Origin of the sequence: Photobacterium ganghwense (assembly GCF_003025595.1) — a bacterium.
GTDB lineage: Bacteria > Pseudomonadota > Gammaproteobacteria > Enterobacterales > Vibrionaceae > Photobacterium > Photobacterium ganghwense.
In genome coordinates this window covers 102,016-120,135 of record NZ_PYMI01000009.1, presented here as the reverse complement: position 1 = coordinate 120,135, position 18,120 = coordinate 102,016, and the positions used below count along the sequence as shown (strand labels likewise).

General features: G+C 53.9%; 19 protein-coding genes. 8 read left to right on the top strand and 11 right to left on the bottom strand.

Features of this window, described 5'->3' with window-relative positions:
• Positions 1–22: 22 nt before the first annotated feature.
• The 4 genes from C9I92_RS22505 to argR all read right to left on the bottom strand — a co-directional run bounded on the left by C9I92_RS22505 (position 23) and on the right by argR (position 5,203).
• Positions 23–487, bottom strand: coding sequence for a universal stress protein (locus tag C9I92_RS22505; protein ID WP_047883670.1), 465 nt, complete (start codon positions 485–487; stop codon positions 23–25).
• Positions 488–580: 93 nt separating this feature from the next.
• Entirely contained in the window at positions 581–3,157 is a 2,577-nt protein-coding gene (locus C9I92_RS22500) for a TRAP transporter permease (RefSeq protein ID WP_047883671.1), read from the bottom strand.
• A gap of 125 nt (positions 3,158–3,282) precedes the next feature.
• Entirely contained in the window at positions 3,283–4,251 is a 969-nt protein-coding gene (locus C9I92_RS22495; protein ID WP_047883672.1) for a TAXI family TRAP transporter solute-binding subunit, read from the bottom strand.
• A gap of 481 nt (positions 4,252–4,732) precedes the next feature.
• Positions 4,733–5,203: a transcriptional regulator ArgR gene (gene argR, locus C9I92_RS22490; RefSeq protein WP_047883673.1), complete on the bottom strand. Its 471-nt coding sequence runs from the start codon at positions 5,201–5,203 to the stop codon at positions 4,733–4,735.
• Positions 5,204–5,575: 372 nt separating this feature from the next.
• Here argR and mdh point away from each other — a divergent pair, with 372 nt between their 5' ends.
• Positions 5,576–6,514 carry a malate dehydrogenase gene (gene mdh / locus C9I92_RS22485; protein ID WP_047883674.1) on the top strand — a complete coding sequence of 313 codons (939 nt, stop codon included), beginning with the start codon at positions 5,576–5,578 and terminating at the stop codon, positions 6,512–6,514.
• A gap of 326 nt (positions 6,515–6,840) precedes the next feature.
• On the opposite strand, the gene C9I92_RS22480 is transcribed toward mdh, so the two are convergent.
• Together C9I92_RS22480 and ispB are read right to left on the bottom strand one after the other, a co-directional pair.
• Entirely contained in the window at positions 6,841–7,032 is a 192-nt protein-coding gene (locus C9I92_RS22480) for a hypothetical protein (RefSeq protein ID WP_047883675.1), read from the bottom strand.
• Positions 7,033–7,426: 394 nt separating this feature from the next.
• Positions 7,427–8,398: an octaprenyl diphosphate synthase gene (gene ispB, locus C9I92_RS22475; RefSeq protein WP_047883676.1), complete on the bottom strand. Its 972-nt coding sequence runs from the start codon at positions 8,396–8,398 to the stop codon at positions 7,427–7,429.
• A 417-nt stretch (positions 8,399–8,815) separates the two neighbouring features.
• Between ispB and rplU the strand changes: the two genes are divergently transcribed.
• The 7 genes from rplU to folA all read left to right on the top strand — a co-directional run bounded on the left by rplU (position 8,816) and on the right by folA (position 13,618).
• On the top strand, positions 8,816–9,127 hold the full coding sequence (gene rplU, locus C9I92_RS22470) for a 50S ribosomal protein L21 (RefSeq protein ID WP_047880949.1): 312 nt from the start codon (positions 8,816–8,818) through the stop codon (positions 9,125–9,127).
• A gap of 18 nt (positions 9,128–9,145) precedes the next feature.
• On the top strand, positions 9,146–9,403 hold the full coding sequence (gene rpmA, locus C9I92_RS22465) for a 50S ribosomal protein L27 (protein ID WP_036750185.1): 258 nt from the start codon (positions 9,146–9,148) through the stop codon (positions 9,401–9,403).
• A gap of 65 nt (positions 9,404–9,468) precedes the next feature.
• Positions 9,469–10,392 (top strand): DMT family transporter, encoded by a 924-nt coding sequence (locus tag C9I92_RS22460; protein ID WP_047883677.1) that lies wholly within the window; start codon positions 9,469–9,471, stop codon positions 10,390–10,392.
• A 120-nt stretch (positions 10,393–10,512) separates the two neighbouring features.
• A complete protein-coding gene (cgtA, locus tag C9I92_RS22455; RefSeq protein ID WP_047883678.1) occupies positions 10,513–11,691 on the top strand; it encodes an Obg family GTPase CgtA in 1,179 nt (392 codons plus the stop codon).
• Between the two features lie 152 nt (positions 11,692–11,843).
• Complete coding sequence (locus C9I92_RS22450; RefSeq protein WP_047883679.1) at positions 11,844–12,632, top strand: threonine/serine exporter family protein; 789 nt, start codon at positions 11,844–11,846, stop codon at positions 12,630–12,632.
• Positions 12,632–13,105, top strand: a complete 474-nt coding sequence (locus C9I92_RS22445; RefSeq protein ID WP_047883762.1) for a threonine/serine exporter family protein — start codon at positions 12,632–12,634, stop codon at positions 13,103–13,105. Before C9I92_RS22450 ends, C9I92_RS22445 begins: the two co-directional genes overlap by 1 nt.
• Before the next feature lie 33 nt (positions 13,106–13,138).
• Complete coding sequence (folA, locus tag C9I92_RS22440) at positions 13,139–13,618, top strand: type 3 dihydrofolate reductase (protein WP_047883680.1); 480 nt, start codon at positions 13,139–13,141, stop codon at positions 13,616–13,618.
• Positions 13,619–13,728: 110 nt separating this feature from the next.
• On the opposite strand, the gene apaH is transcribed toward folA, so the two are convergent.
• From apaH to surA, 5 genes are all read right to left on the bottom strand, one after another.
• Entirely contained in the window at positions 13,729–14,544 is an 816-nt protein-coding gene (apaH, locus tag C9I92_RS22435; RefSeq protein WP_047883681.1) for a bis(5'-nucleosyl)-tetraphosphatase (symmetrical) ApaH, read from the bottom strand.
• Between the two features lie 7 nt (positions 14,545–14,551).
• Complete coding sequence (gene apaG / locus C9I92_RS22430; RefSeq protein ID WP_047883682.1) at positions 14,552–14,935, bottom strand: Co2+/Mg2+ efflux protein ApaG; 384 nt, start codon at positions 14,933–14,935, stop codon at positions 14,552–14,554.
• Positions 14,936–15,013: 78 nt separating this feature from the next.
• Positions 15,014–15,829 carry a 16S rRNA (adenine(1518)-N(6)/adenine(1519)-N(6))-dimethyltransferase RsmA gene (gene rsmA / locus C9I92_RS22425; RefSeq protein WP_047883683.1) on the bottom strand — a complete coding sequence of 272 codons (816 nt, stop codon included), beginning with the start codon at positions 15,827–15,829 and terminating at the stop codon, positions 15,014–15,016.
• Positions 15,816–16,820, bottom strand: coding sequence for a 4-hydroxythreonine-4-phosphate dehydrogenase PdxA (gene pdxA, locus C9I92_RS22420; protein ID WP_047883684.1), 1,005 nt, complete (start codon positions 16,818–16,820; stop codon positions 15,816–15,818). Before pdxA ends, rsmA begins: the two co-directional genes overlap by 14 nt.
• Positions 16,807–18,111: a peptidylprolyl isomerase SurA gene (gene surA, locus C9I92_RS22415; protein WP_047883685.1), complete on the bottom strand. Its 1,305-nt coding sequence runs from the start codon at positions 18,109–18,111 to the stop codon at positions 16,807–16,809. The genes pdxA and surA overlap by 14 nt, the downstream gene beginning before the upstream one ends.
• Positions 18,112–18,120: the final 9 nt, after the last annotated feature.

The window sequence follows — 18,120 nt, the reverse complement described above, 5'->3', positions numbered from 1 at the left end:
ACGGTCGACGGACAGGGCACCATCAAGCGTCGGATTCGCTCTCTTCCAGATGGCCTTGCGGTTTGAGTACCAAAACCGGAATCGGTGAGTTCTCTACGACTTTGGCCGCCACGGATCCCAGCATGACTTTGTCGACTCTGGATCGTTTGTGGCTGGGCATGATGATCAGATCAGCGCCCACCCGCTCGGCGTAATCGAGAATGGTGGTCCAGGTTTTACCCTCGGTGACATGCTGATGGTGCACAATATCCGGCGGGATACAGTTACCGGCAAACACTTTGAGTTGTTGCTGGGTATCTTGCAGCATTTTCCGCGCGGCATCTTTGGGAAAATAGCTGGATACCATGGCCATATGAATGCCCGGCAGGACATTAATCAGGTGCAGCGTGGCATTGCTTTGTCGGGCATGCCACACGGCGGTTTCTACCGCTTTGTCGGCAAACCCCTGATCGTTCAGATCAACGGGAACCAGAATGTGCTTATACATAGTGTCCTCTTGCACCAACAGGAAGGGGATATTTCCTAAAGTGTATACCAAGCTGGGCCGCTGCTTTTGTGATGCAGCGAACGGCCCTGATCATCAGAGATGGCCGAGTTTTTTCGCCCGGCGACGCTGATTCCAGCCAAGTAAGGCCAGCAGCGCCAGAGTTGGAATGAACACCCACTCTTTCATCGGTCGTACGGCAGGCAGGCTGACGGCAGTGATCTCCCAGTCAAAATCAATCCCGGCCTGTTCAGCCGGACTGCCGAACTCCACCATATCAACCAGCATTTTGTCACCGTCCTGACGCAGCATCAGGCCGGTTGAGGCGATACGGTCTTCCGGCGTGATCGCGCCTTCTGCAAACGGCAGCATGACATGCTTGGAAAATTGCTTGCCATCCAGAGTTTCGCCACTGACCTGCAGCTCCAGAGTCTCGCCGATTGCCAGCTTATCGGCGGCATCGGCAATCAGCACGCCCGGCATTTCATGTTTGGGCGGGTAGACCATGTCCCACCAGAACCCCGGACGGAACAGCGAGAAGGTGATCAGCAGCAGTGCCGCCACTTCCCACCACTTGGTGCGGGTAAACCACCATCCCTGGGTGGCGGCAGAGAACGTGAGCATGGCCAGAATAGCTGACCCGACAGTGAGGCCGAGATGCCACCAGGAGTCGATGTCCATCAACAACAGCTGGGTGTTGAAGATAAACATGAACGGCAGGATGGCGGTCCGGATGTCATAGGCAAAACCTTGTAAACCGGTTCGGATCGGATCGCTTTTGGCAATCGCGGCCGCGGCAAAGGCGGCCAGCCCCACCGGTGGTGTATCATCGGCCAGAATTCCGAAGTAGAACACGAACAGGTGAACGGCAATTAGCGGAATGATCAGGCCGTGCTGAGCGCCCAGTGTGACGATGACCGGGGCCATCAGGGTCGAGACCACGATGTAGTTGGCGGTTGTCGGCAGGCCCATCCCCAGGATCAGGCTGATCACCGCAGTAAACACCAACATCAGAATAATGCTGCCCCCGGAGATGAATTCGACAAACTCCGTCATCACCAGGCCAATACCGGTCAGGGTGACCACCCCAACCACAATACCGGCGGCGGCGGTGGCCACCCCGATTCCAATCATATTTCGCGCACCGCTGACCAGGCTTTCCAGCAGGTCGATGACACCGACTTTTGCGGCATCAGCCAGCGAACTTTCCTGATTGAAGAAGGCCAGCAGCGGGCGCTGGGTCAGCAGAATAAAGATCATAAAGACGGTGGCCCAGAATGCGGACAGACCCGGTGAAAAACGCTCAACCGTCAGACACCATACCAGCACCACAATGGGTAACAGAAAGTAGAGGCCGGACTTAAGCGTCGGTCCCGGATCTGGCACTTCCGTCAGCTCGGCATTCGGGTCTTCCAGTGTATGATCCTGGTAACGGGCTGATATCCTGACCAATGCCACGTAAGCAATCAGTACGATTGCCCCGATCAGCGGCGTTGCGGTAGCACCAAAGACGGTTTTCGTCCAGCCCACGCCATAGTAAACGGCGGCGCTGATCACGATCAGCCCGAGGATGGTGCCGGTAAACGACAGCAGGCTCTGCGCCAGCGTTGGCTTGTAGCGACGCGGCAGCCCGGACATTCCGGCCTTACACGCTTCGAGGTGGACGATATAAATCAGGGCGATATAGGAAATCAGTGCGGGCAATAGTGCAGCCCTGATCACCTCGACATACGAAATTCCGACATACTCGACCATCAGGAATGCTGCTGCTCCCATGATAGGCGGAGTCAGCTGGCCATTTGTTGAGGCGGCCACTTCCACGGCCCCGGCCTTGGTACCGGGAAAGCCGACTTTTTTCATCAGTGGGATGGTAAAGGTGCCGGTCGTTACGACATTGGCGATCGATGAGCCCGAGACCAGTCCTGACAAACCGGACGCTACTACCGCCGCTTTGGCTGGGCCGCCCCGCATATGACCCAGCAGGGAGAATGCCACTTTAATGAAGTAAGCCCCGGCTCCGGCACGCTCCAGCATGGCGCCAAACAGGACAAACAGGAACACGAACGAGGTCGATACCCCGACAGCGATACCAAACACCCCTTCGGTGGTCAGCCACAGGTGCGACATGGCCTTGTTCAGGCTCGCCCCTTTATGGGCAATGACCTCCGGCATATACGGGCCACCGAAGGTGTAGAGCAGGAACATCCCGGCGACCACCATCAGTGGTGGCCCCAAAGCACGGCGGGTAGCTTCCAGCAGCAGGATCATCCCGGTAACGGCGACCACAATATCCATTTGGGTCGGGGCGCCGGAACGGCCTGCTAGCTCGGTGTAAAACAGAAACAGGTAAGCGGCCGAGAAACTGCCGGCCAGGGCAAAGACCCAGTCCAGTAACGGAATACGGTCGCGGGGGGAGCGGGCCAAAGCCGGGTAGGCGGTAAAGGCCAGGAAAATTGCAAATGCAAGGTGAATAGAGCGGGCTTCGGTATCGTTTAATACACCAAAATTGAAAATAAACGGTAACGGTGAGGCATACCACAGTTGGAACAGCGACCAACACAGTGGTACCAGCCACAAGATACGTCCAGCCAGTCCCGTCGGGCTTCTTGCCCCAGTATCAGCCTGAGCCACCATATCTTGCACATCTGTCGACGTTTGCGTTGTCTTCGTCATGCATCATCCTTCTTTGATGGGCTAAGGAATTAAAAATGTTGTGAATTGTGAATCATGAGGGAAAAACAGCATGCGCCGCAGGAAGCGGCGCATGCTGGATAAAGAAGCGTTGTTTTCTCAAAGAGTTACTTGATGTAACCCGCTTCTTTGTAGTACTTCTCTGCGCCTGGGTGCAGCGGAATCGACAGGCCGTCTTTGACCATGTTTTCCGGTTTCAGGTTAGCAAATGCCGGGTGCAGGCGTTTGAAAGTATCGAAATTCTCAAACACCGATTTGACGACGGCGTAAACCACTTCATCCGGCACGTCTGTCGATGAAACCAGAGTTGCGGCTACACCGAAGCTGTGTACATCCTGATCGGTACCTTTGTACATGCCACCTGGTACGGTACTTTTGGCGTAGTAAGGGTTGTCAGCCACAATCTTGTCGATGGCCGGGCCGGTTGCAGACACCAGTTTAGCGTCACAAGAGGTTGTCGCTTCCTTGATGGAACCGTTCGGGTGACCCACCACGTAAACAAAGGCGTCAATCTTGTTGTCACACAGGGCTTGTGAGCGCTCTGAGCCTTTCAGCTCGGAAACCAGTTTAAAATCAGCATTGGTCCAGCCCATGGCATCCATGACCACGCCCATAGTGGCACGGTCACCGGAACCCGGGTTACCGATGTTAACGCGTTTACCTTTCAGATCTTCGACACTGTTGATACCGGCATCGGTACGGGCAATGATGTTGAAAGGTTCAGTATGCAGAGAGAAGACTGCACGCATTTTCTTGTACGGGCCTTGCTCGGCGAACTGGCTGGTGCCGTTGTAACCGTGGTATTGCCAGTCAGACTGAACCACGCCGAAATCCAGCTCACCGGCACGCATCGTGTTGACGTTGTAGATCGAGCCGCCGGTTGATTCGACCGAGCAGCGTACGTTGTGAACTTTACGCTCGGCGTTAACCAGCTTACAGATAGCACCACCGGTCGGGTAGTAAACCCCGGTCACAGAACCGGTACCGATAGTGATGAAGCTTTGTGCGTTAGCCATACCGGCAGTCATGACTGCGGCTGCCAGAGCACTGACTTTGACGAGTTGCTTAAATGCCATGTTTGTCCCTTCCTAATTGTTGTTATTCCCAGAGGGAAGTCATTTCCATCGCTGGAAACGGCATAAATATCTAGGGGCCAGTTAACCTGTCATGGTTTCTTTCTGCCGGGTATGCGCTTAAGTGATGACGTGTTCCTCCATCACACCGAGCGACCTGGTGTAAAAAAACCACAATCGGCTGTAAAACTCAGCACGAAAGGTCTGTAGCGCCTAAGGTATTACACATCCAAATCAGCCAAATGATAGCAAAATCAGACAGTAAATTTAAAATTATGTTAATTGCTTTTGTGATTTGACGAGCTGGAAAATGTTGATGACACACAGAGTGCAAAGAATAATTATATATTCTAATCAATATCTTGAGGGAAATGCCTGAAATTGGTCACAGTTTGTCTGAATGTGAGCTGGATCTCATGAATACCAGGCAGAAAAGGAAGGGAAAGGTTGGCTGCCTGGTATCAGTTATACGAAATCCGGGTGGTTATTTGCTGTAGTCAAACAGCTGACAGACGGAATCATACAGCTCTTCGGTTGAAATGGCATTGGTCGGTGTGATGAAGATGGTATCGTCACCGGCAACCACACCCAGAATACCTTCTGCTTTGCCCAGAGAGTCCAGCAGACGGGCAATAACTTGCGCAGCACCCGGGCCGGTGTGGATAACGACCAGCGCGCTGTTATAGCCAATTTCCATTACCAGCTCTTTCAGTGGGCTGCTGGTGGTTGGTACGCCCAGCTCGACAGGCAGACAGTAGACCATTTCCATTTTCGCGTTGCGGGTACGTACCGCGCCGAACTTGGTCAGCATACGCGAAACTTTCGACTGGTTGATGTTATCGAACCCCTGAGCTTTCAGCGCGTCAACAATTTCGCCTTGCGAGCTGAATTTTTCTTCTTTAAGAATCGATTTGAACGCCTTCACTAAACGTTCTTGTTTATCTGAATTTCGCATAAGTAAAGTTCATGTACAGGGACGAGGGTGCTGTATTTTGGCACAACCATTGAGCTGCAAGCAAACAGTGTTCAGGCAAATTGGTGCATGTATCACCATTATAAGCCAAATATATGCATAATTATTGACTGGTATCCGGCTTTTTTATCACCCGTCTCGTCAATCATCAATTAATAAATGTTATACAGATGTAGCACATTTTGTTCTTCCGCTTGCGCAATATCGCAAAGCGAGTGGCATCTGATTGTATTTAGGTGTAGCTTGCTATAACTTCTGCATAACCTTTGATATGAAATCACAATCGGCTTTCGAGTGTGATTTCATATGATTAGGTCTGAAGATCATACACTTCTATCGTAAAGGAGAACGAACATGAAAGTTGCTGTAATTGGTGCGGCCGGTGGTATCGGTCAGGCTCTGGCGCTATTGCTGAAAAACCACCTGCCAGCGGGCTCAGATCTGGCTCTGTACGACATTGCACCTGTTACCCCTGGTGTAGCCGTTGATCTTAGCCATATCCCGACGCCGGTTTCGATCAAAGGTTATAGCGGTGAAGATCCGTCTCCAGCACTGGAAGGTGCCGATGTAGTACTGATCTCTGCGGGTGTGGCGCGTAAGCCTGGTATGGACCGTGCTGACCTGTTCAACGTGAACGCGGGTATCGTGAAGTCACTGGCTGAGAAAATTGCCGTGGTTTGTCCGAACGCGTGTGTGGGTATCATCACTAACCCTGTGAATACTACAGTTGCTATCGCTGCTGACGTTCTGAAAAAAGCGGGCGTATACGACAAGAATAAACTGTTCGGTATCACAACACTGGACGTGATCCGCTCTGAAACGTTTGTGGCTGAGCTGAAGAACCTGGATCCAACACAAGTGAAAGTGCCTGTTATCGGCGGTCACTCTGGCGTAACCATTCTTCCTCTGCTGTCTCAGGTTGAAGGTGTAGAGTTCAGCGAAGAAGAAATCAAAGCCCTGACTCCTCGCATCCAGAACGCTGGTACTGAAGTGGTTGAAGCGAAAGCGGGCGGCGGTTCTGCGACACTGTCTATGGGCCAGGCTGCATGCCGCTTTGGTCTGTCTCTGGTACGCGCACTGCAAGGCGAACAAGGTGTTGTTGAATGTGCATACGTTGAAGGCGACGGTAAACACGCTCGCTTCTTCGCACAACCCGTTCTGCTGGGCAAAAACGGCGTAGAAGAAGTGATGGATTACGGCACGTTGAGCACATTCGAGCAAGAAGCGCTGGAAGGTATGCTGGCGACGCTGGAAGGCGATATCAAGATTGGTGAAGAGTTCGCAGCGAAATAATCCCCGTCTTATAATAAAACACGCGAAAGCGGCCATCATGGCCGCTTTTTTATTGGAAAAAGGAATGGTCGTCAGGAGCAAAGCCGGTTGTGACATTATTGTGGGAGAGTCCGCCACAGAGGCCGTAGCGAGATGCTGGAACCTGTCAGAATGACAAGACATCCAATCAGGTAAAGAACCGGGCGAAGCGACGCGGTAAATCGCTTGGTTTTCGCGACAAAGGTTTACGATACAAAGGTTTAAGCTACATTGGCTTAGGTTTTAGGCCGTTTGTCTATCGGGCTATACACGCTTGTTCTGAACGCTGATTTAGTCTTATCAGCCTCTTAATAATAGCTGTCGCAACCGGTGTGAAGCTGAGGCTGTTCAGCCAGATCGCCGCAGTTAATATTGATCCGGCGATGATCGCTCATATTTTCAATGATCGCGGTGTTGTGCTCCAGATCCACATCGACCACTTCGGCCACCCCTTGCTGGTATTCGACCCACATTCCCGGTTTGAGATCTTTGGCTTGCATAGTGTCCTCCCGCAAGGATCCTAATGATCCTTGTCTCACTAACTATAGCGTATGGGCCTCACGCATACGGCCTTAACGGCTACAGGCTGATATCTATGACTCTAACGTCTACGGAGCTGACGTCTATAGCGCTAACGCATAAGGGGAAGGGTGATAAAACCGCTGTAGAGGTCCGCATGAGGCGGTGATGTGAAGGTGGGGGACAAGTTACGGGAATGGCCACAAAAGCGCTTACACGGCCTTAGAGGCGCATCAAGAGTTGTGGTTTAGGGGTGAGGATTGGATGCAACACTAACCGGCTGGGATTGATCTGGCGTTTTAGCATCGCCATGTGGCAAGTAACAAAAAAGCCTGCCGCAGGCAGGCTTTGAATGCTGTTCGCCGAACAGGCGAATTACTTGCTGCGGTGCACAGCCAGGTGCGCCAGTGCAATCAGAGCGGCTTTGTATTCACTGTCTGGGATCACCGTCAGGCTGGCAATCGCTTTCTCAGCCTCTTCTTCAGCGCGTTGCTGGGTGTATGCCAGCGAGCCGTGCTCTTTCATGCACGCCAGAATCGGCTCCAGTTTATCCAGGCCGTTTCCTTGTTCAATCGCTTCACGGATCATCGCCGTTTGTTCAGGATCACCGTGGCGCATCGCGTGCAGCAGCGGCAGGGTAGGTTTGCCTTCCGCCAGGTCGTCACCGACATTCTTGCCCATTTCCTCACCGTCGGCGGTGTAATCCATCACATCGTCAACCAGCTGGAATGCGGTACCCAGGTAGCGGCCGTAATCCTGCAACGCGGTTTCGATCTCTGCCGGCGCATCAACCAGGATCGCGGCGATCTGGGTAGCGGCTTCAAACAGGCGGGCAGTCTTGGAGTAGATCACCTGCATGTAGTTGTCTTCGGTGGTATCAGGATCGTTGCAGTTCATTAGCTGCTGCACTTCACCTTCCGCGATCACATTCACGGCCTCACTCATGATGTCGAGGATCCGCAGCGATCGCAGGCTGGTCATCATCTGAAATGAGCGGGTGTAGATGTAGTCACCTACCAGTACGCTGGCGGCGTTACCGAAGGTGGCATTGGCGGTCGCTTTACCACGGCGCATGTCGGATTCATCAACCACGTCGTCATGCAGCAGGGTCGCGGTATGGGTAAATTCAATGAATGCCGCGGCGGTGGTGTGTTTTTCACCCTCGTAACCCAGCGCACGGGCCGCCAGCACTGCCAGCATCGGACGCAGGCGTTTACCGCCGCCACTGACAATGTAAAAACCAAGTTGATTGATGAGGGCGACTTCTGAGTTCAGTTGCGCCAGTATCTTCGCGTCGACCTCTGCCATGTCGGTGGCAGTGAGCGCTTGGATAGCTTTAAAATCCATTGTACATCCAGCAAAAATGAGTGCCGCTTAAGCGCGGATTGTTAAGCCTGCCAGCTGATTTTTCAGACATACCGACAACATTGGGTCGGAGCGCCCGGTAATCGCGATTTAGCTATGGCCAGCGCGGCCATAAATACCTGCAACACAATAAGTTGCATAGTCAGGCATGAATCATCAGCAGCGAAAATTGTTTTTCGAATACTACACCAAATGGCGCCGATCTTCATAACCTCGATTGTGTTTAAATCAGTGAGTTTTATCTTTGTGCAGCTTTTCGCCAATTTTCTTTGCACAAGCGCTTGCCAGTAGCCCCGTTTTCGCGTAACATTCGCGCCCTATTGATGACAAGATTAAGCGCATACCCATTGCCCGATTTTTATCCCGGCAGATGGCCTATGCGGACTAGCGGAGTAAGACATGTACGCTGTTTTCCAAAGTGGTGGTAAACAACACCGTGTAAGCGAAGGCCAAACAATTCGCTTAGAAAAACTAGACGCTGAAACTGGCGCAAGCGTTGAATTTGATTCAGTTCTTCTTGTAGCTAACGGCGAAGAAGTAACTGTAGGCGCACCTTTCGTAGCTGGCGGTAAAGTAACTGCAGAAGTAGTTACTCACGGTCGTGGCGATAAAGTTAAAATCGTTAAGTTCCGTCGTCGTAAGCACTCTCGTAAGCAAATGGGCCACCGTCAGTGGTTCACTGAAGTCAAAATTACTGGCATCAGCGCTTAATAACAGGAGAATTTAAAGATGGCACACAAAAAAGCTGGCGGTTCTACTCGTAACGGCCGTGATTCAGAAAGCAAACGCCTAGGTGTTAAGCGTTTCGGTGGCGAATCTGTACTAGCAGGTAACATCATCGTTCGTCAACGTGGTACTAAATTCCACGCTGGTAACAACGTAGGTTGCGGTAAAGACCACACTCTTTTCGCTCTGTCTGACGGCAAAGTGAAATTCGAAGTTAAAGGTCCTAAGAACCGTAAATTCGTTTCTATCGAAGCTGAATAATTCAGTCTCGTAACGAATGATAAAGCCCTGCCGATTAGGCGGGGCTTTTTGTTATGGGAGGCGCTATGCCGCAGCAAAGCCCTATGGTAGGGATATCACTGGCGTTAGTGACCGCCGTGTTCTGGGGGGCGTTGCCCATCGCTATGAAGCAGGCGGTGGAGGTCATGGACCCCTTTACCATCGTCTGGTATCGCTTTATGGCAGCGTCGCTGGGCTTGGGGTTGTGGCTTGGATTTCGGCGTCAGCTGCCTGCGGTTTCCCGTGTCGGCGCTTCGGTCGGGGGATTGCTGGTGTTGGCCAGCATAGGCCTGGCTGGTAATTTTGTGTTGTTCAACAGTGCGTTGGAGTATTTGAGTCCGCCTGTTGTACAGGTCATTATTCAGCTGGCTCCGGTACTGCTGCTGCTCAGCAGCGCCTGGATCTTTAAAGAAGCGCTCGGTCGGCACCAGATCATCGGTGTCATTGGCTTGTTAGCTGGCCTGCTGCTGTTTTTCAACGAACGGCTGGCAGAGCTGTTTACCAGCCTGAGCAGTTACACGACCGGGGTCTTGTTGGCTGTAGCCGCAGCCCTGATCTGGGTGGTATATGCCTTGGCACAAAAGAGCATGCTGAAGTACTATACCTCACCGCAGATCCTGCTGATGATCTATTTGATCTGCGCTCTGATGCTGACCCCGTTAGCCAGCCCGGCCCAGCTCCAGCTGATGGACAACCGGCAGCTCGGTATGCTGGTTTTCTGCTGCCTGAATACGCTGGTTGGCTATGGCGCTTTTGCCGAGGCAATGGCCCGCTGGCAGGCATCTAAAGTCAGTGCCGTGATCACGCTGACGCCGTTGTTTACGATCATATTTGTGGATCTTGCCAGTTTGATCTGGCCGGATCATGTTGCGCCAGCCGCGTTGAATACGCTGGGTTATATCGGAGCGTTCGTGGTTGTGAGTGGTGCGATGTTCAGTGCGATTGGACACCGTTTGCTCGGTCGCCGTTAAAACGGATGACAACCCGCTTTGGGAAAAGCCGGAATAGCGCGGTGTTTGGTAGTACAATAGGTTAATAGTATCCCGCGACGTCGGGATGACAGAGTTTAACGCCACAGTGCGGAGTAAGAGATGAAGTTTGTAGATGAAGCGGTAATTCGTGTTGACGCCGGTGATGGCGGCAACGGAACAGTAAGCTTCCGTCGTGAAAAGTATGTGCCGAAAGGTGGCCCGGACGGGGGTGATGGCGGTGACGGCGGTGACGTTTACCTGCTGGCTGATGAGAACCTTAATACGCTAATCGATTACCGCTTTGAACGTTTCCATGCTGCACAGCGTGGCGAAAATGGCCGCGGCGGTAACTGTACCGGTAAGCGCGGTGAAGACTGTGTCCTGAGTGTACCGGTTGGTACCCGTGCGATTGATGAAGAAACCGGCGAAGTGATTGCGGATCTGACCAAGCATGGCATGAAGATCATGGTTGCCAAAGGGGGCTTCCACGGCTTGGGTAACACCCGCTTTAAATCATCGGTTAACCGTGCTCCTCGCCAGAAGACCATGGGTACCAAAGGTGAGATTCGTCACCTGCGCCTGGAGCTGCTGCTGCTGGCGGATGTGGGTATGCTGGGTCTGCCGAATGCCGGTAAGTCGACGTTCATCCGTTCGGTATCTGCTGCGAAGCCGAAAGTGGCTGACTACCCGTTTACGACTCTGGTACCAAGTCTGGGTGTCGTACGTGTCGACAGCGACCGTAGCTTTGTTGTCGCTGATATTCCAGGGCTGATCGAAGGGGCGTCGGACGGTGCCGGTCTGGGTATCCGCTTCCTGAAGCACCTTGAGCGTTGTCGTGTGCTGCTGCATATGATTGATCTGCTGCCTGCTGATGGTTCTGATCCGGTGGAAAATGCGTTCATCATCCTGAACGAGCTGGAAAAATACAGCGACAAGCTGGCTCATAAGCCACGCTGGTTGGTCTTCAACAAGGTTGATCTGATGCCGGAAGATGAGGCTCAGGAAAAGATTGATGAAGTTCTGGATGCACTGGCCTGGGAAGGTGACTACTACTGCATTTCAGCCCTGAATCGTATGGGAACCAAAGAGCTGACTTACGATCTGATGAAGCAGATCGAGTCGATGCCTGCCCCTGTCTTCGAAGAAGAAGAGGAAGAAGGCGACGAGAAGAAAGTCGAGTTCAAGTGGGACGATTATCACGAGCAGCAAGTTAAGAAAGCTAACGTTGATGACGACGACGATGACTGGGATGACTGGAATGAAGACGACTACGATGTAGAGATCATCTACAAGCCGTAATTGCCTTGATTTAATGCCCTGATGAAAAAAAGCCGCTCAACTGAGCGGCTTTTTTTGTGCCGAATCAACCCTGAGGCTCGCATTATGGATAATAATTCAGCATCAACTTCACAGTTTGGCGTAAATTCACCGATTGGGGTAAAGGAGTCGCAATGCAGGGAGAGAAAAGACCATTAACAGAACCGATACAGCGGGACATTTCCCGGCTGGCGGTCTTGGCCGGGCAGCGTTTGTTGCAGCACGGTGCAGAGAGCATGCTGGTGATGGATGTGACCCGCCGTCTGGGGCTGGCGTTAGGGGTCGAAAGTGTAGAAGTCTCGCTGTCAGCCAGCTCCATGGTTTTGACGACCTTGCATCAGGGGAGATGCATCACCACTACCCGGCGTTGTCAGGATCGCGGGATCAACATGCAGGTGGTCACAGAGATCCAGCGGGTCTGCATCATGGCCGAGCGGGGGATGCTCGATGTACACGGTGTCCAGCAACGGCTGGATCGCATCAAGCCGCTGCGCTACAACCGATTTCTGGTGATCGTGATGATCGGCCTGTCCTGCGCGTCGTTCAGCCGTCTTGCCGGGGGCGACTGGCCGGTGTTTTTACTGACCTTCATCGCTTCTTCTGTCGGCATGTTTGTGCGTCAGGAAATTGCCCACTGCCATTTTAATCCGCTGCTGAACTTCGGTATTACCGCCTTTGTCACCACCCTGATTTCCGGGTTCGGCCAGGTTTATCAGATCGGGGAAACCCCGTTTATTGCCATGGCTTCCTCGGTGCTGATGCTGGTGCCGGGGTTCCCGTTGATCAATGCGGTGTCGGATATGGTGAAAGGCTTTGCCAACATGGGGATCGCCCGTTGGACCCTTGCCAGCCTGCTGACGCTGGCCACCAGTATGGGCATTGTGGCGGCGATGAATGTTCTGGGTGTATGGGGGTGGTTGTAATGACGGTTCTGGAATTTCTGTTGGCCTTGCTCAACGACATGTTTTTTGCCCTGATCCCGGCGGTCGGGTTTGCACTGGTATTTAACGTCCCGCCCCGCGCCCTGAAGTACTGCGCCATTGGTGGCGCGCTGGGCCATGGTTGCCGGTTTGTGTTGATGCACTGGGGGCTCTCGATTGAGTGGGCCACCCTGTGTGCGGCCACTTTGGTCGGGATGATTGGCGTTCACTGGTCACACCGTTTTCTGGCTCACCCGAAGGTGTTTACGGTCGCGGCGATGATTCCGATGGTGCCGGGCGTGTTTGCCTTTAAGGCGATGATTGCGCTGGTGGAGCTTAACCACCGGGGATTTTCGCCGGAGTTGTGGGGCATGCTGATCGAGAACCTGCTCAAGGCGACATTTATCGTTGCGTCACTGGCGATTGGCCTGGCAATGCCGGGATTACTGTTTTACCGTCGCCGACCTGTGGTATAACTCGGCACGGTAACTGAATTCCAAGGAGCAAAGATGAAGATCAGCATGATAGCCGCAATGGCCAAGGATCGGGTAATTGGCAAAGATAATGCAATGCCCTGGCATTTGCCAGCCGATTTCGCCTGGTTCAAAAAAGTCACCATGGGTAAGCCAATTGTGATGGGGCGGAAAACCTTTGAGTCGATTGGTCGTCCGTTGCCGGGACGTCAGAACATCGTGATCAGCCGCAATCCGGATTTTACGGCGGAAGGTGTCACGGTAGTATCGGATATCGCGGCTGCCCAGTCTGCGGCCGGTGATGTGGAAGAGCTGATGATCATCGGGGGCGGCAGTATTTATGAAGCGTGCCTGCCGTTGGCCGACCGACTGTACCTGACGTTTATTGACCTGACGGTTGCAGGGGACACCTGCTTCCCGGCCTGGGATGACACCTGGCAGGAAGTGCACAGCGAGTCCTACGCGGCTGACGAGAAGAATGCCCACGCCATGCGTTTTGTTATTCTGGAACGTTAACAGATAAAACGTCACTCAATCATACCCATAAAGAAAAGGCTGGTCGCTTAGCGCACCAGCCTTTTTACTTTTGTGCCTGCCACTTTCATACCGCGTTCAAGGTGTGTTGCTTACGCGTGAACCGGGCAGGCATGGGAAAATTGTGCACCGTCGTCCCAGCGCAACAGAGTCAGGCTGTTGCCCCAGACGCAGCCGGTGTCCAGTCCGATCACTTGCTCGTCCTGGTGACCCATCAGTGCCGCCCAGTGACCAAAGATCATGGTTTTGCCGATGGCCTGACGTGGCAGGCTGAACCAGGGCAGGAGCTCATGATGATCGATCTGCACTGGTGCTAGCTTGCATGCCATGTCAAGCCGCCCGTCCGGGTAGCAGAACCGCATGCGGGTAAAAGCGTTGATGATGTAGCGGTAACGCTCGATACCGTGCAGCGTCGGCTGCCAGGTGTCCGGGCCGTTGCCGTACATGTTTTCTAGCAACCATAAATAGCGGTCGCTCTGCAGGCATTGCTCCACTTCGCGAGCGGCATCACGGGACTGGCTCAGATCCCACTGCGGTGGGATTCCGGCATGGCTCATCACAAAATCGTGGTGCGGGTGCTCAGCCAGCAACGGCTGGTGGCGCAGCCAGTGCAGCAGCTCATCGCGATCCGGCGCGTCCAGCAGTGGCTGTAGCTTGTCTTTGGGCTTGTTTTTGGCAATGCCCTCAGCGACCGCCAGCAGGTGCAGATCATGGTTGCCCAGCACCGTGGTGGCGCGATCGCCTAACGATTTCACAAACCGCAGGGTTTCGAGCGACTGTGGCCCGCGGGCGACCAGATCACCGGTCAGCCAGAGTTCGTCGCGGGCAGGATTGAAACCGGCCTGATCCAGCAGCTGCGTCAGGTCATCAAAGCAGCCCTGGATGTCTCCGACCAGATATGTCGACATAGTTTCCTCAGTGGAGAATATTGGGCACAGAGAGACGGAACGGCGCGATTTCTGCCAGGAATTCATCCCCGTTTTCATCAGCCATCACGTAGTGGCCCTGCATGACACCCAGTGGGGTTTCGATGATGGTCCCGCTGGTGTAGGTGTATTCATCGTGAGCGGCGATAACCGGCTGTTCACCGACCACTCCTTCCCCCTCGATCACCAGCTTTTTGCCGTTGGCATCGGTGATCAGCCAGCGGCGGCTGAGCAGTTGGGCTTCGCTCTGGCCAAGGTTGGCAATGGTGATGGTGTAGGAGAAAACGTAGCGCTGATTGTCCGGCTCTGACTGATCTTCGATGTAGTGCGTCACTACCCGGCATTTTATGGTTGGGGTCACATTCGTTGTCATGGTAATGCATCCTTTCTTGGCGGGGGAGCAGACGCAGCGCCTGCTTCCCCGAGCGATCAACATGTGGTAGGCAGTGGCTTAACTGGCCTTGTGATTGGCATCCAGCCAGTTGGCCATGGCAACAAATTGTTCCAGAGTCAGGTTTTCAGGGCGTGTGCCCGGATTGACACCCAGCTCGACCAGTTGCTCTTCTGTCAGCAGTGCTTTGTAACAGTTACGCACGGTCTTACGTCGCTGGTTGAACCCTTCACGGCAGACACGGTCCAGCCATTTAAGGTTAGTACACGGATGTGGCAGTGTTTCGTACGGTGTCAGGCGGACAACAGCAGAATCCACTTTCGGGGCCGGTTTAAAGGCTGACGGTGGTACTTCCAGTACCGGCATCACTCTACAGTAGTACTGCGCCATGACGGTCAGGCGGCCATAAGCTTTGCTGCCCGGTCCGGCAGCCAGACGGTTGACTACTTCTTTCTGCAGCATGAAGTGCATATCCTGCACATGCTGGTGGAAAGTGAACAGGTGGAACATCAGCGGCGTGGAGATGTTGTACGGCAGGTTACCGAAAATACGCAGCTTGTTGTTTTCTTTGATCAGCTGAGTGAAGTCGAAGCGCATGGCATCGCCTTCATGGATGGTCAGCTTAGCGGCCAGATCCGGATGGTGGCGCAGACGCTCCGCCAAGTCGCGGTCAAGCTCAATGACAGTGAACTTGTCCACCTGCTTGCCAACTGGCTCTGTCAGGGCGCCCAGACCCGGGCCGATCTCAACCAGGTTCTGCCCCGGAAGTGGGTTAATGGCCGACACAATGCCGTCAATGATGTAAGGGTCGTTCAGGAAGTTCTGACCAAAGCGTTTTCGGGCGCGGTGGCCTAGGTGAACATTATCGCTGCTCATGTTTGTTCTTTTCTACCAATTCAAGGGCGTGCGATAGCGCTGTCCAAAGGCTACCGGTGTCCGCCTGTCCGGTACCGGCAAGTTCCAGTGCGGTACCATGATCTACTGAAGTTCTGATGAAGGGCAGGCCTAACGTAATGTTGACAGATTTACCAAAGCCTTTGTATTTCAGCACTGGCAGCCCTTGATCGTGATACATGGCCAGCACCGTGTCGGCATCGGCCAGATATTTTTCCTGAAAGATGGTGTCAGCCGGTAACGGGCCGATCAGATCCATGCCTTCATGTTGGCGAAGTTGCTCCAGCGCCGGGTTGATCACATCGATCTCCTCGGTGCCCAGACAGCCGTCTTCACCGGCATGCGGGTTCAGGCCGCATACGTAAATTTTCGGCTGGTCGATACCGAATTTGCTGACCAGATCGGCATGCAGAATCCGGATGACCTGCTGCAGGCGCTCTGCGGTGATGGCTTTCGACACGCAGGACAGAGGTATATGCGTCGTCACCAGAGCAACTCGCAGTCCTTCTGTTGCCAGCATCATGACAACCTGTGCGGTGTCAGCCTGCTGCGCAAAAAACTCGGTGTGACCGCTGAAGGAGACTCCTGCACGGTTAATCACCCCCTTGTGCACCGGGCCGGTGACGACCGCGGCAAACTCACCGCTCAGGCAGCCTTCGGCGGCCTGGGTCAGGGTATTCAGGACATAGTGACCATTGCGCTCGTCCAGTTGCCCAGCCACGACCGGCGCGGCCAGGTCGTGGTTAGCCACCACGATGGTACCCGCCTGATGCGGCACTGGCGTCTGTGCCGGATCATAATCAATCACGGACACCGGCAGGCCAAGCTGGGCTGCACGTTCTACCATAAGCTGGGCGTTAGCACAAATGACAAGCTGGTGGGGCCAGTTCTGCTGAACCAGCGCCAGTACCAGATCCGGGCCAATCCCAGCGGGTTCGCCGGGCGTGATGGCAATGCGTTTAACCTTGGTCATTAGCGTATTCCGGTTTTTCGATAAAGGCACCGGCACGCAGTTCCTGCAGCCAGGCCTGAGCTTCTTCATTAAACTTGCGGCTGAACAGGATGCGGTATGCACGGTTCTTCACCGCAGCGTCAGTACGGTCGACATTACGGCGATCCAGTACCTCGACAATGTGCCAGCCATGGACGGTTTTGAACGGCTCACTGATGTTGCCTTTTGGCAGGTTCTCAACCTTGTCTTTAAACTCAGGGACATAGACATCCGGCGTTTGCCAGCCCAGATCGCCGCCGTTCACCGCTGAGCCCGGGTCAGCACTCATTGACTGTGCCACATCAGCAAAGTTGCGCTCGCCGGCCATGATGGCACGACGGGCTTCCATCAGCTGTTTCTTCGCGGCATCGTCACTCAGGATCACTGACGTTTTGACCAGAATATGGCGGGCATTCACTTCGGTGACGGACACTGTCTCCAGCCCTTCAACCTGATTCACTTTCAGGATGTGGTAGCCCACTCCGCTGCGGAACGGACCGATAATGGCTCCGTTGCCCTGAGAGTCGATCTGATCGGCAAAGATCGTCGGCATCTCTTCTTTGCGCATCCAGCCCCAGGCACCGCCCTGCAGGGCTTTTGGCCCTTTGGAGTAGCTGTAAGCGAGGTTGGCAAAGTCGGCTCCGCTCTTGAGTTGGTTGACCAGATCCTGAGCCGCTTTGGCGACTTGGTCGCGCTCGGCCGCACTGGCCCCTTCTTCAAGGCGCAGCTGGATATGACTGATATTATAGCGGGTACCCTGTTGTTCATGCTGGCTCAACTGCTCTGCCAGGGTATCGACTTCCTGCGGCAGGATATTGATGCGGCGGCGTACCTGAATGGTGCGAGCCTCGCTGGCTGTCAGGTCGCGGCGCATCTGCTCGCGAAATTCCGGGTAGCTGATCCCGAAGCTGGCCAGTTCCTGTTGTAGTTGCGGAATGCTCATCTGACGCTCGGCTGCCAGCTGGGCAATCGCCTGATCCAGGCGGGTATCGTCGATACGGATCCCGAACTGATCGGCCTGTTGCAGCTGCAGGGTTTCGATGATCAGTTTTTCCATGATCTGATCTTTCAGAACCGTGTCTGACGGCAGCGGCTGATTCTGGCCGGCGGCATTCATGCGCACGGTTTTGAGCATGCTGTTGACATCGCTCTGCAGGATCACGTTGTTGTTGACGATGGTCACTACCCGGTCAAGCTCCTGAGGGGCAGCAAAACTGCCTGCCGAAAGGCCCAATAGCGCCATTCCTAGCAGGCTAGACTTCCAATTTTTCATAATCTTATC